Origin of the sequence: Buchnera aphidicola str. APS (Acyrthosiphon pisum) (assembly GCF_000009605.1) — a bacterium.
In the GTDB taxonomy this organism is placed as follows: Bacteria; Pseudomonadota; Gammaproteobacteria; order Enterobacterales; family Enterobacteriaceae; genus Buchnera; species Buchnera aphidicola_I.
The window spans coordinates 435,323-448,874 of sequence record NC_002528.1; the positions used below are offsets into that span (position 1 = coordinate 435,323).

Annotated in this window: 11 protein-coding genes, 2 tRNA genes and 1 pseudogene; 9 read left to right on the plus strand and 5 right to left on the minus strand. The window is 25.9% G+C overall.

The window, feature by feature from the left end; genetic code table 11:
- Positions 1–53: 53 nt before the first annotated feature.
- Positions 54–1,505: a metalloprotease TldD gene (gene tldD, locus BU_RS02090; protein ID WP_010896099.1), complete on the minus strand. Its 1,452-nt coding sequence runs from the start codon at positions 1,503–1,505 to the stop codon at positions 54–56.
- 157 nt (positions 1,506–1,662) lie between these two features.
- On the opposite strand from tldD, the gene aroQ reads away from it, so the two are divergent.
- Entirely contained in the window at positions 1,663–2,115 is a 453-nt protein-coding gene (aroQ, locus tag BU_RS02095) for a type II 3-dehydroquinate dehydratase (protein ID WP_009874357.1), read from the plus strand.
- Positions 2,116–2,307: 192 nt separating this feature from the next.
- On the opposite strand, the gene fis is transcribed toward aroQ, so the two are convergent.
- Both fis and rluD read right to left on the minus strand, forming a co-directional pair.
- A complete protein-coding gene (gene fis, locus BU_RS02100; protein WP_009874358.1) occupies positions 2,308–2,604 on the minus strand; it encodes a DNA-binding transcriptional regulator Fis in 297 nt (98 codons plus the stop codon).
- Between the two features lie 168 nt (positions 2,605–2,772).
- Positions 2,773–3,711: a 23S rRNA pseudouridine(1911/1915/1917) synthase RluD gene (rluD, locus tag BU_RS02105; protein WP_009874359.1), complete on the minus strand. Its 939-nt coding sequence runs from the start codon at positions 3,709–3,711 to the stop codon at positions 2,773–2,775.
- A gap of 164 nt (positions 3,712–3,875) precedes the next feature.
- Between rluD and BU_RS02110 the strand changes: the two genes are divergently transcribed.
- The 6 genes from BU_RS02110 (at position 3,876) to gshA (ending at position 9,799) form a co-directional block, all read left to right on the plus strand.
- Positions 3,876–4,616 carry an outer membrane protein assembly factor BamD gene (locus BU_RS02110; protein ID WP_009874360.1) on the plus strand — a complete coding sequence of 247 codons (741 nt, stop codon included), beginning with the start codon at positions 3,876–3,878 and terminating at the stop codon, positions 4,614–4,616.
- Positions 4,617–4,780: 164 nt separating this feature from the next.
- The gene (gene alaS, locus BU_RS02115) at positions 4,781–7,417 is read left to right on the plus strand and encodes an alanine--tRNA ligase (protein WP_010896100.1); all 2,637 of its coding nucleotides are present in this window, start codon (positions 4,781–4,783) and stop codon (positions 7,415–7,417) included.
- Positions 7,418–7,611: 194 nt separating this feature from the next.
- Positions 7,612–7,785: a carbon storage regulator CsrA gene (gene csrA, locus BU_RS02120; protein ID WP_009874362.1), complete on the plus strand. Its 174-nt coding sequence runs from the start codon at positions 7,612–7,614 to the stop codon at positions 7,783–7,785.
- A gap of 158 nt (positions 7,786–7,943) precedes the next feature.
- Positions 7,944–8,035, plus strand: a tRNA-Ser gene (locus tag BU_RS02125).
- A 17-nt stretch (positions 8,036–8,052) separates the two neighbouring features.
- Positions 8,053–8,126 (plus strand) — tRNA-Arg (locus BU_RS02130).
- 116 nt (positions 8,127–8,242) lie between these two features.
- Complete coding sequence (gene gshA / locus BU_RS02135) at positions 8,243–9,799, plus strand: glutamate--cysteine ligase (RefSeq protein ID WP_010896101.1); 1,557 nt, start codon at positions 8,243–8,245, stop codon at positions 9,797–9,799.
- Between the two features lie 146 nt (positions 9,800–9,945).
- On the opposite strand, the gene metK is transcribed toward gshA, so the two are convergent.
- Positions 9,946–11,082: a methionine adenosyltransferase gene (metK, locus tag BU_RS02140; protein WP_009874364.1), complete on the minus strand. Its 1,137-nt coding sequence runs from the start codon at positions 11,080–11,082 to the stop codon at positions 9,946–9,948.
- Positions 11,083–11,439: 357 nt separating this feature from the next.
- On the opposite strand from metK, the pseudogene BU_RS02145 reads away from it, so the two are divergent.
- Positions 11,440–12,069, plus strand: a pseudogene (locus BU_RS02145) (endonuclease); the annotation flags it as partial.
- Entirely contained in the window at positions 12,041–12,802 is a 762-nt protein-coding gene (locus BU_RS02150; RefSeq protein ID WP_009874366.1) for a 16S rRNA (uracil(1498)-N(3))-methyltransferase, read from the plus strand. The pseudogene BU_RS02145 and the gene BU_RS02150, both read left to right, overlap by 29 nt.
- Before the next feature lie 73 nt (positions 12,803–12,875).
- On the opposite strand, the gene rpiA is transcribed toward BU_RS02150, so the two are convergent.
- Entirely contained in the window at positions 12,876–13,547 is a 672-nt protein-coding gene (gene rpiA / locus BU_RS02155; protein WP_009874367.1) for a ribose-5-phosphate isomerase RpiA, read from the minus strand.
- Positions 13,548–13,552 lie beyond the last annotated feature (5 nt).

Here is a 13,552-nt window from a genome sequence, read left to right on the forward strand (position 1 = left end):
ACTGCATTATTTTTTATGGTATATAAGCTATAATAAATTTTTATTTAATCAAATTAAACAGTTCCACCAATAGTTAAATTTTCTAATTTCATAGATGGTTGACCTATTCCAACTGGAATATTTTGACCGTCTTTTCCACAAATACCCATCCCTTCATCCATTTTTAAATCATCACCAACCATTGATATTTTTTGCATAACTTCTAATCCTGATCCTATGAGAGTAGTGTTTTTAATTGGTGTAACAATTTTTCCATTTTTTATTAAATAAGCTTCCGAAGTAGAAAATACAAATTTTCCGGAAGTAATATCTACCTGTCCTCCAGAAAAATTTACAGCATATATTCCATAGTCGACGCTTTTAATTATATCATCTAATTTAGACTTTCCAGATAACATATAGGTATTAGTCATACGAGGCATAGGTAGACACGAATAAGATTCACGACGACCATTTCCGGTAGACTTAACACCCATTAAACGCGCATTAAGTTTATCTTGCATATATTTTTTTAATATTCCATTTTCAATTAAAATATTCTTTTGACCTGGAGTACCTTCGTCATCAATGCTTAATGATCCACGTTGATTTTTAATTGTTCCATCATCGATAATAGTACACAACTCTGATGCAACCTTTTTACCTATCATATTAGTAAAGATTGAAGTGCCTTTTCTGTTAAAATCACCTTCTAATCCATGACCTATAGCCTCATGTAACAAAACGCCCGGCCATCCAGATCCTAAAACTACTGGAAATGTTCCTGATAGAGCCTCTTTTGAAGATAAATTTAATAAGGCTATACGCACAGCTTCTTTAGACCAATGATCAATTCTAATTTCTTTTGAAGAATCATCTTGATTTAAAAAAAAGTTATAATCTGTACGGCTTCCTCCACCGCTACGACCACGCTCTCTTTTCCCATGATCTTCAACTAAAACACTAATTGAAAATTGTATTGACGGCCTGATATCTGATACTAAATTTCCATCAGTAGAAGCAACTAAAATTTGTTCATATGATCCTGTTAAAGAAGCATTCACTTCTATAACACGATGGTCAAGACTACGTGCTATGTAATTTGCTCTATAAAGAAGATCAGTTTTTTCTTTAGAAGAAAATCCTTCTAGGGGATTAACATTTTTATAGATAGGTTCAATTGTTTTTTTTGATAAAGTTTTTGTTTTTCCCGATCCTTTTGTTAAAATAATACTGTGTGCTTTTTTCGTACTCCTTCTTAAAGAATCTAATGATATTTGATCTGAGTACGCAAATCCAGTGCTTTCTCCTCTTATTGCTCGTACTCCGATACCTGCATCAGAATGATAATTTCCTTCTTTTATAATACTATTCTCTAGAATCCAAGACTCGTGAATATGAGATTGAAAATAAAGATCTCCATAATCTAATTGACGTGTACACAGTTCTTCCAAGGCAATAAAAACATCTTGATCGTTTATTTTATTCGCATTTAATAAAGATTCAGTTACTAATTCAAATGTCATTTGAACTCACTTAATTTATGATAATGTTGTAAATGTTTATTATAAAAGATAAAACAAAAAAAGAAAAAAATAATTTTTCTAAAAAAATGTTATATAATATTTTATTAGATAAGTCTTCTAGTAAATTTGAGATATAATCATTTAAAAAGAGATTAACATGAAAAATAATATAAATATATTATTAATAAATGGACCTAATTTAAATCTTCTGGGAACAAGAGAAACTGAGATTTACGGTGATATTACTCTGCCCGATTTATTGAAAAATTTAGAAAAAAGAGCAAAAAAACTTAATATGTCTTTAAAACATATACAATCTAATGCAGAACATGTATTAATTGACAAAATTCATTCTTCAAGAAAAAATATTAATTATATCATTATCAATCCTGCCGCATTTACACACACTAGTATAGCTATAAGAGATGCATTAATTGCAGTAGAGATTCCTTTTATTGAAATTCATATTTCAAATATTTATTCAAGAGAAGATTTTCGTTCCCACTCATGGTTATCTGATATTTCTCAAGGTGTAATTTGTGGACTTGGTTTAGATGGTTATCATTGGGCATTAGAAACAATATCTAATAGACTTATTCATTTAAAATAAAAGATTTTAAAAAAAATATAAAAATATACGAATATTAAAAAATAAAGTATTAATTAGTATTAATTCTTTTTAAAAAATATATTATTTTTTTAAAAAAATAGTTAAATTTTTTTTCGAGATGAAAAATATAATTTTGCACTCTCTTATATTTTTTCAAAATAGAAAGTGCAATTTAAAAAATATATAAAATATTTAATTCATACTATATTTCTTTAATTTTTTACGCAATGTACTACGATTAATTCCCAGCATTAAAGCAGCACGTGTTTGATTTCCTCTGGTATACTGCATTATCATATCTAAAAGAGGTTGTTCTAATTCAGATAGTGCTAATTCATATAAATTATTAACATCTTTGCCATTTAAATTAGATAAATAATATTTTAAAGATTTTTTTACTAATTCACATAAAGGTTGTTTGATATTTTTATCTTGAGTATTAGTAGTAGATAAAACTAAAAATTCTGTATTTGTTTTTTTTTCTAGCATAGTACTATCGACTCTGATTTTTTTTTATATTGTATATATTTTTTAAAAAAAATTATACTGAAAATATTAATTTTTATATATTTAATAATACATTTTAAGTTTTTCGTATAATAAATAATAATTCTTATTAAGAATAAATATATTCAATAAGAAAATTTATAATATATTCTATATTTTTAAAAGCAGTTCTTGAATATCTTGAGGAAGTGGTACTGTCCATGACATTACATTTTTTTTAATAGGATGATGAAGAGAAAGATGGTTTGCGTGCAGTGCTTGACGAGGAAATTTATATATTTTATTAGTTTTTTTATCTTTTCTATAATTCGACTGGATTTTAAAACCACTGTAACAAGGATCTCCAACTAATGGGTATTTGATGTGCAACATATGAACTCGAATTTGATGCGTACGCCCCGTTTCTAATCGTATTGCTATATGTGTATGAAATTTAAAACGACTGAGGACCTTATAATGTGTTACTGATGGTTTTCCTAAATGATGAACCATCATACATGTTCTTCTGTTATAATGACGCATTATAGGTTTGTTTATAGTCCCACCGGCAATCATTTTCCCGTGAACAATTCCTTCATATTCTCGAATAATTTTCTTTTCTTTCAATAATAATAACAAGTGGTTATAAGAAAAAATATTTTTTGCAATTACCATCAATCCGCTAGTATCTTTATCTAAACGATGCACTATTCCGGCACGAGGTAAATCTTTACTATTTTTATAGTGATATAATAAAGCATTTAAAATTGTTCCTGATTTATTTCCAGAACCTGGATGAACAACTAATCCAGCAGGTTTATTGATTATTAATATATCGCTATCTTCATACACAATATCTAAAAAAATATTTTCTGGGATATCAACTAATAAATCTTTAGAAAAAGGATGAATTGTAAGAGTCTCTCCTCCTAATATTTTTTTATCAGGTTGATTTACAATACTTTCATTAACTAAGACCTGATTCATAATAATTAATTTTTTTAAATAAGAACGAGAATATTCTCTGAATAATTTAGATAAAACTAGATCTAATCTTTGCCCTGATAATGAACAAGATGATGCAATAGAATTTAATTGTATTTTTTTCAATATAGTTATCCTTATAACTAAATAAATATTTCTTTAATTTTAACGCTACATCTTTAATATTTACAGAATATGACATTCTACTTTTATAATATGATATTCTATAGAATTAGAAACATAAATATTTTTAATAAGAAATTTTATTAATTTAAACTGAATACATAATAATGAAAAAAAAGAACAGTATTATATTTGTTTTTATGATTTTATTCTTTAACTCAACAGTACAGTCTCAGTCTTTTAAAAAAAATTATTTTACAGAAAGATATACTCTTTATGAAAAATCTAATAAAGAATTAAGAAAAGAAAACTTTGATAATGCAATTTCTATATTAGAAAAAATAAAAAAAAATAATAATACCGCTAATATTAGTAATGATAAAATTCAAATAGATTTAATCTATGCTTACTATAAAATATTAAATTTCGATCAAGCTAGAAAAAATATAGAAGAATTTATGTATTTTTATCCAAATCATCCGAATATAGATTACGTTGTATATATACAATGCTTAATTAGCATGTCTTTAGATAAAAACAGATTTTTTAGTGTTTTCCCTATAAATTATTATAAAAATGATTATTTTTATGCAAAAAATGCATTCTTCCAATTAAAGTATTTTATTTATCAATATCCTAAAAGTCGCTATGTTGTCAATGCTAAAAAAAACTTAATATATATAAAAAATCGTCTTTCCGAACATGATCTTTCAATTTTAAAATTTTATTTCTTTCATAAAGAATATATAGCAGTTATAAATAGAGGAGAAGAAATGCTTCAAAGATATTCAGAAACACCATCTGCCCGAAAAGCTCTTATATATATAGAAAAATCTTATTATGCATTAAAAATTTTTGATACAGCAAAAAAAATATCAAAAATAATTTTATTAAATAAAATTCAATAAAAAAACTTGATTATTATTTTCAAGATAAAAAACGTTTATTTATTAAAATCTATCTCAAAAAATATTCTTTTATAAAGATCATAAAAATAAAACAATATAATAAATTCTATTTGTTAAAAACACTTTATATCAGTAATATTATTTTCATACTAACCAGAAAAAAAATGAAAAAAACAACAGATAAAATACGTCAAGATTTCTTAAAATTTTTTAAAGAAAAAGGTCATATGATTATTCCCAGTAGTTCTTTAGTTCCTTATAATGATTCTACATTATTATTTACTAATGCAGGAATGAATCAATTTAAAGAAATCTTTTTAGGTGAAAAAAAAAGCAATTATCCACGTGTTGCTACTGTACAAAGATGTTTAAGAACTGGAGGAAAACATAATGATTTAGAAAATGTTGGATATACTTCAAAACATCATACATTTTTCGAAATGCTTGGAAATTTTAGTTTTGGAGACTATTTTAAAAAACAAGCTATTGAGTATGCTTGGGAATTGTTAACATCAAAAAAATGGTTTAACATACCACAAAATAAATTATGGATTTCAGTATATAAAGATGATACTGAAACATATAAAATTTGGAATGACATCATTAAAATACCTTCAGAACGTATTATTAGAATAGGTGACAAAAATAAAGAGAAATACAATTCTGAAAATTTTTGGCAAATGGGTGATACTGGTCCATGTGGTCCTTGTACTGAAATATTTTATGATTATTCAGATACAATGAAAATTGATCCAATAGAGTTTTTAGAAAATAAAAACGGCCGTTTTGTTGAAATTTGGAATATTGTTTTTATAGAATTCAATCGTATCTCCAAGACAAAAATTATTTCTTTAAAAAATAAATCCATAGATACAGGCATGGGATTAGAAAGAATATCTGCTGTTTTACAAAATGTGTATTCTAACTATCATATAGATGTATTTCAAAAACTAATAAAAAATATAGCTCAATTAAGCTCTATAAATAATTTAGACCATATTTCTTTTCAAGTAATAGCTGACCATATTAGATCCTGTTCATACATTATTGCAGATAATATTCTTCCATCAAATGAACATAGAGGTTATATTTTAAGAAGAATTATCAGAAGAGCATTAAGACATGGACATAAAATCGGAATTAAAAAAAATTTTTTTCATAAACTAGTATCTAGTGTAATTCACGTTATGGGAAAAACTGGTGATATTTTAAAAGAAAAACAAGAAAAAATAGAAAATGTTTTAAAAATAGAAGAAATGCAATTTTCCTATACACTTGAAAAAGGTTTAAAAATATTAAATTCTGAAATAGAAAAAATAGATAATAATATACTATCTGGAAAAACTGCATTTTATCTTTATGATACCTTTGGATTTCCGATTGATTTAACATCTGATGTTTGTCGTGAAAAAAATATTAAAATAGATTATAATAGCTATGAACTAGCTAAAGAAAAACAAAAAGAACAATCTAATATCAATAAAAAATTTTATAAAAATTATAACAACAATATTATTCTAAATGATACCTGTATTTTTGAAGGTTATACAAAAACTATAACCCGATCATTAGTAAAATATATTTTTGTAAATAATCAATCTGTTTCGAAAATTATAAAAGATGAAAAAGGCGTAATTTTTCTAGATAAAACGCCATTTTATAGTGAATCAGGAGGTCAAATAGGTGATATAGGTCAGTTATATCATAAAAAATCATCTTTTCTAGTAGAAAAGACAAAAAAATATGGAAAAACAATAGGACATATTGGAAAATTAATTTCAGGGCAAATTACACTAAATGATTCTCTTTTTAGCCATATTGATGAAGATTATAGATATGCAATTCAATTAAATCATTCAGCTACGCATTTATTACATGCTACACTGCGCAAAATTCTAGGGGACAGTATTGTTCAAAAAGGTTCTTTAGTAACTAATACATATTTGAGATTTGATTTTTCTTATGTTAAATCGATAGACACATCTCAAATTCAAAAGATTGAAAATATTATTAATACGAATATTCGTAATAATATTAAAATTAAAACTGAAGAATTAAATTTAGAAGAAGCTAAAAAGAAAAAAGCAATGGCTCTTTTTGATGATCAGTACGGTTCTATTGTACGAGTCGTATTCATAAATAATTTTTCTATCGAGCTTTGTGGTGGAACACATACTCAAAGGACTGGTGATATCGGACTATTTAAAATTATTTCTCAATCAAGTGTAGCATCAGGAATTAAAAGAATTGAAGCTGTAACAGGACAAAAAGCTATAGATTATTTACATGAAAAAGATAATTATATAAAAGATATCTCTCTCTTACTGAATTGCAGTACTGTTGATATTAAAGAAAAAACTAAAAAACTTACAATAAAAACAAAAAATCTAGAGAAAAAAATAATTCAACTACAAAAAAAAGAAAACACACAATACATAAAAAAAATACTTAAAAATGTTACTGAGATAAAAGGAACTAAACTTTTAACTAATATTTTTTATGATTATGAACAAAAATCATTAAGAATGATAGTTGATCAATTGAAAAAAGAACTAAAAAATACAATTATTATCTTAATAAATATTATCAATAATCGTTTTACGATTATTGTAGGTGTAACAAGAAATTTACTTGATTATATAACAGCAATAAAAATTATGGAGATGATTATTAATAAAACAAACGGGAAAGGTGGTGGAAAAAAAGAAATTGCTGAAGGAGGAGGTGCTAATACAAAACAACTACCTAGTATTTTAAATACTATAAAATTATGGATTAATGATAAATTAAATGAAAAATAAAAAACCAGTATTTTTTATATATATTGTATATTAAATGAACTAAATATTAAAAAATTTGTTAGTTAAAAATTTACTGAAAAATATGTAATTAGAATATACTATAAAATATATTGTGATTTACGTTTAACCCTATATTATTCATGACGTTAGGAACGAAAGAGACCGAACTCTTTTGATCTTTCAAGGAACAAAGAATGCTTATTCTAACTCGTCGGGTCGGCGAAACATTAATAATTGGCGATGAAATAACTGTAACAGTACTAGGAGTAAAAGGAAACCAAGTACGTATTGGTGTAAATGCCCCTAAAGAAGTTTCGGTACATCGTGAAGAAATATATCAACGTATTCAAGCTGAGAAAAAAAAATAAAAAATATAATCCATACTACGTCTTACTGTACTCAAGTAAGATGTAGCTTGAATATTTAATTTTTCAATAAACTGAAAAAGACATCATTGATATAAAAAAATATGTTTGACTTATATAAAAAAAAAAGTAAAATAAAATAAAAATATCTTTTATAGTTAGGTGAGATGGCCGAGAGGATTAAGGCGCTCCCCTGCTAAGGGAGTATGCAGAAATACCTGCATCGAGGGTTCGAATCCCTCTCTCACCGCCACCAATTAAATTTTTATTGCATCCGTAGCTCAGTTGGATAGAGTACTCGGCTACGAACCGAGCGGTCGGAGGTTCGAATCCTTCCGGATGCAAAAATAAAGAATCAAAATCATCTCTCAACTAAAAAACAAAAAAAGTATCGATAAAAATAATAAATTTAAAAATATTTTTACAAAAGTATTTGAATATTTTAGATTAGGAGATAACATTGATAGAAGATATCTCAAAAAAAATCGCTTGGTTAAAAAAAAATCCAAAAATGTTAAAAGGAATTTTTCGAGGAATCGAACGTGAAACCTTAAGAATTCAAAAAAATGGACATTTTTCTAAAACAATACATCCGTATTTAATCGGATCCTCTTTAACACATAAATGGATTACTACAGACTTTTCGGAAAATTTATTAGAATTCATCACACCTACTAGCGATAATATAGATTATTTATTATCCTTTTTAACAGATCTTCATTCTTTTACAGCATCAAAAATAAAGAATGAACGCATGTGGCCTTTTAGCATCCCTTATTGTTTTAACGATCAAACAAATATTCAAATAGCTCAATATGGAAAATCTAATATTGGAAAAATGAAAACTACTTATAGAATAGGTTTAAAAAATCGCTACGGCGATTTGATAAATACTATTTCAGGTATACACTATAATTTTTCATTACCTTTGTTTTTTTGGACAAACTGGGAAAATAATCAAAATAAAAAAAATAATACTGATCTTATTTCATCTGGATACTTAAATTTAATCAGAAATTATTATCGATTTGGTTGGATTGTTCCGTATTTGTTTGGATCATCACCAGCAATATCATCATTTTTTTTAAAGAATACAAAAAAAAAATATAAATTTAAAAAAAATAAAGAAGATATATTTTATTTGCCATGGTCTACTTCATTAAGACTTAGTGACATTGGATATTCTAACACTAACATTCTAGACCTAAATATTATGTTTAATGATTTTAATGAATATATTGAATCATTTCAAAACGCCCTGAAAACACCATCAAAAAAATTTATTAATATAGGATTAAAAGATGAACATGGCAATTTCAAACAATTAAATACTAATATTTTGCAAATAGAAAACGAACTTTACACTCAAATAAGACCCAAAAGAAAAACAAAAGATGGAGAATCTCTTCTAGAAGCGTTAAAAAATAGGGGTATTGAATATGTTGAAATACGTTCTTTAGATGTCAATCCATTTTCACCTATAGGAATAAATAAAAATCAAATACTTTTATTAGATCTATTTTTAATTTGGTGTGCTTTAATCGATTCACCTAAAATTGATAAAACAGATTTTTTATTGACAACTAAAAATTGGGAAAGAATTATTTATGAAGGAAGAAAACCTAATCAGAAGATTTATATTAACAATAACAATGAAACAAAAACATTAATTGAAATAGGGCAAATTATATTTAAAGATTTAAATGAAATTGCTTTGATACTCGATTCCAATTCAAATGATTTATTATATCAAAAAGCATGTAAAGAAACTCAATTATTTTTAAAAAATCCAGAATTAACTTATTCTGCTCAATGTTTAAATTTTTTAATGACAACCGGAATAAAAAAAACAGGTCTCTATTTGGCAAATAAATACCACGAAAAATTTATTAATAAAAATTACTTCAACTTAAATCAAAGTGTTTTAGAACAAGAAGTTATACGTTCTCATCAAAAAAAAATAGAAATAGAGAGAGAAGATATATTATCATTTGAAGAATACATTAGAAACAAATAATTCTCCCATGCTAACAAACATGGGATGTACATAAAGATAATAATACATGCTTTCATATTGCATACACTTTTTCTACATTTAAATAGTATTTTTAAGATATTCTATCTTTAAAAAAATCAAATTATCAAATTATCAAAATAATTCTCTTAAGATAATTCATTTACCTTGTCAAGATTTTCCCATGGAAATTCTTTTCTACCAAAATGTCCATATACTGCTGTTTTTAAATAAATAGGCTGAAGAAGATTAAGCATTTTAATTAATCCATACGGACGCAAATCAAAAATACTACGAACCAAAGAAATTAAAGCACTATTGCTTATTTTTCCAGTATTGAAAGTATCTATCATAATAGAAATAGGTTCGGCTATTCCAATAGCGTATGAAAGTTGAATTTCACAACGAGCGGCCAAACCAGAAGCAACAATATTTTTAGCTACGTATCTAGCAGCATATGCTGCAGAACGGTCTACTTTTGAAGGATCTTTACCAGAAAAAGCACCACCGCCATGTCTAGACATGCCTCCATAGGTATCAACAATAATCTTTCGACCAGTTACACCACAGTCCCCCATAGGCCCCCCTATTACAAATCTACCTGTGGGATTAATAAAAAATTTTGTATTCTTTGTTAACCATTTATCTGGCAATACTGGTTTAATAATTTCATCCATAACTGCTTCTTTTAAATATTTCTGAGTAATGTTTTCTTGATGTTGTGTAGATAAAACAACAGTATCTATTGCTATTATATTTCCATTATTATATTTAAATGTAACTTGACTTTTAGCATCAGGTCTGAGCCAAGGAAGAATATTTTTTTTTCTCAATTCGGATTGTTTTTGCATTAAAAGATGAGCGTAAGTAATAGGTGCTGGCATGAAAAATTCAGTTTCATTAGTAGCATAACCAAATATAATTCCTTGATCTCCTGCTCCTTGTTTTAAAGGATCAAAACGATTTATACCTTGATTAATATCTGGTGATTGTTTTCCAATTGCACTTAATACTGCACAAGAATTAGCATCGAATCCTGCATCAGAATTAACATATCCGATATCATTAATAGTCTTTCGAGTAATTTCTTCAACATCAACCCATGCAGTTGTAGTAATCTCTCCACCAATCAAAACCATTCCTGTTTTTACATAAGTCTCACAAGCAACACGTGCTTTAAGATCTTGTTTAAGTATTTCATCAAGAAGAGCGTCAGAAATTTGATCTGCAATTTTATCTGGATGGCCTTCTGAAACTGATTCAGATGTAAAAAGATACTCGGTCATTTTATATATTTACCTTATTTTAAAATAATTGTATCTTTATATTTTTAAGAAACAAAAATAAATGTAGTATAGATTAAGATCTATATTGTTTTTAATTTACAAAAAAGTCTTACTTTATTATAATATTTTTTATATATAAAAAAATTACAAATAGATATTTATTATTAATATATAAAATATAATATATTTTTTAACATAAAAAAACGATATGTTTTTATTTTTTAATAACAACATATTAAAAAATTTTGTTTTTTAAAAATAGAAAAAATAAAAAATGATAAAAAAAATGTTTATTGTTATAATAAGTATGTTTTTTTTTTCTCTTCAAACAAAAGAAGCTATTTTAAAAAAAAAACTATAGAAAATTTCTATCAAGCAAAAATTATATCAATTAAAATTCATAAAAATGCACCTGGGTCTTTTTACTGTGGATGTCAAATTATTTGGAAGCAAAAAAAAGGAATTCCTAATCTATATTCTTGTGGGTATAAAATTCGAAAAAATAAAAATCGTGCTACAAGAATTGAATGGGAGCACGTAGTACCAGCCTGGCAATTTGGACATCAAAAAACATGCTGGAAAAAAGGAGGTCGTAAAAAATGCATGGAAGATAAAAAATACAAACATATTGAATCTGACCTTCATAATTTACAGCCAGCTATTGGCGAAATAAATGGAGATCGCTCTAATTTTATGTATGGTCAGTTAAATAATAGTGTTGCACAATATGGAAGATGTAACATGAAAATAGATTTTAAACGAAAAATAGTAGAACCACCTGAAAGAGCTCGAGGTGCTATAGCCAGAACGTATTTTTATATGAATAAAAAATATAATATTATATTATCAGAAAAAGAAAGAAAAATGTTTACAATATGGGATAAAATTTTCCCCGTAACAAAATGGGAATGTGAAAGAGAAAAATTAATATTCAACATACAGGGTAATCACAACGATTATGTTTACAAGCACTGCTATAAAAAATAAAAAAATTCCGCGTATATATATTGAAGATGATTTAGATCTTAATCAATTTTATTTTTTATCAGATGAAAATAGACATTATGTTACAAAAGTTTTAAGAATGAAGATTGAAGATATCTTAGAAATATTTAATAACACTCACTATATTTTTTTTGCTAAGATAATAGATATTTCTAAGAAAATTATTAAAATTCAAACTTTTAAAAAAATATTAAAAAATTTAGAATCTCCACTACATATCCATTTAGGACAAGTTATTTCTAAAAATGAAAAAATGGATTTTACAATTCAAAAATCAATTGAAATAGGTGTTAAAACCATTACACCATTGTTTTTTGAAAATGATCATTTTCAAAAAAAAAGAATAAATTTTTCTAATAAAATCAAACGTTGGGAAAAAATAGCTATTTCTGCATGTCGACAGTGTAATCGTAATATTATACCAAAAATTAAAATTCCCATGAATGTCTTTCATTGGTGTGAAAACAATCAAAATAATGATAAAAAAATCATTTTTCATCCCAAGTCTACATTAACGATGAAATGTCTAACCGAACCTATAAAATATATCCAAATAATTATTGGATCTGAAAGAGGTTTTTTTAATGATGAATTTCAAAAAATTATTAAATATGGATTTATTCCTATAAGATTAGGTCCTAGAATTTTAAGAACAGAGACAGCTTCCGTTGTAGCCATTACTGCATTGCAAACAATGTTTGGTGATTTTAAGTAAATTTAATAAGTCTTGATTATTTTTAATTTGTATTATTTTTAAAAGTAAAAAATTTTAAATATATAAAATATAATTATCTATTTTCTTTTTTATTAATAGTTCGTATTCCTTTTTGTGTTCCAATCAAAACAATATCGGCGCTTCTAGAAGCAAATAAACCAACTGTAACTACTCCGGGTAATGAATTAATTTTTTTTTCCATCGATATAGGATCTTTTATACATAAATTATATACATCTATAATTATATTTCCATTGTCCGTAATAACATTTTTACGATATTTTGGCGTTCCACCAATTTTTATCATTTCTCGAAAAATATAAGAAAGAGCCATTGGAATAATTTCAATTGGTAGAGGAAATGTTCCAAGAACATCTACTTTTTTTGATTTGTCAATAATACAAACAAATTTTTTTGACATTGAAGCAATAATTTTTTCTCTTGTTAAAGCACCTCCTCCACCTTTAATCATTTGCATATGATTATTGATTTCATCGGCACTATCGACATAAATAGCAAGAGAACTAAAATTTTTTAAATCAAAAACTTCTATACCGTGTTTTTTTAATAAAACAGTAGACGAATTAGAACTAGATACGGCTCCATATATCAAATTTTTTATCGTACCGAGTGCTTCAATGAAATAAAAAATAGTTGTACCGGTTCCAACTCCAATGATCGTACCAGGATCAATATAATCTAGTGCCGCCCAAGCTGCTTTTTTTTTTAGTTTGTTTAAATTCATGATAT

Excerpts from the sequence above, each read along its gene's own strand:
- tldD (WP_010896099.1), bottom strand. The coding sequence starts at position 1,505 with ATGACATTTGAATTAGTAACTGAATCTTTATTAAATGCGAATAAAATA.
- aroQ (WP_009874357.1), top strand. The coding sequence starts at position 1,663 with ATGAAAAATAATATAAATATATTATTAATAAATGGACCTAATTTAAAT.
- fis (WP_009874358.1), bottom strand. The coding sequence starts at position 2,604 with ATGCTAGAAAAAAAAACAAATACAGAATTTTTAGTTTTATCTACTACT.
- BU_RS02110 (WP_009874360.1), top strand. The coding sequence starts at position 3,876 with ATGAAAAAAAAGAACAGTATTATATTTGTTTTTATGATTTTATTCTTT.
- alaS (WP_010896100.1), top strand. The coding sequence starts at position 4,781 with ATGAAAAAAACAACAGATAAAATACGTCAAGATTTCTTAAAATTTTTT.
- csrA (WP_009874362.1), top strand. The coding sequence starts at position 7,612 with ATGCTTATTCTAACTCGTCGGGTCGGCGAAACATTAATAATTGGCGAT.
- metK (WP_009874364.1), bottom strand. The coding sequence starts at position 11,082 with ATGACCGAGTATCTTTTTACATCTGAATCAGTTTCAGAAGGCCATCCA.
- BU_RS02150 (WP_009874366.1), top strand. The coding sequence starts at position 12,041 with ATGTTTACAAGCACTGCTATAAAAAATAAAAAAATTCCGCGTATATAT.
- rpiA (WP_009874367.1), bottom strand. The coding sequence starts at position 13,547 with ATGAATTTAAACAAACTAAAAAAAAAAGCAGCTTGGGCGGCACTAGAT.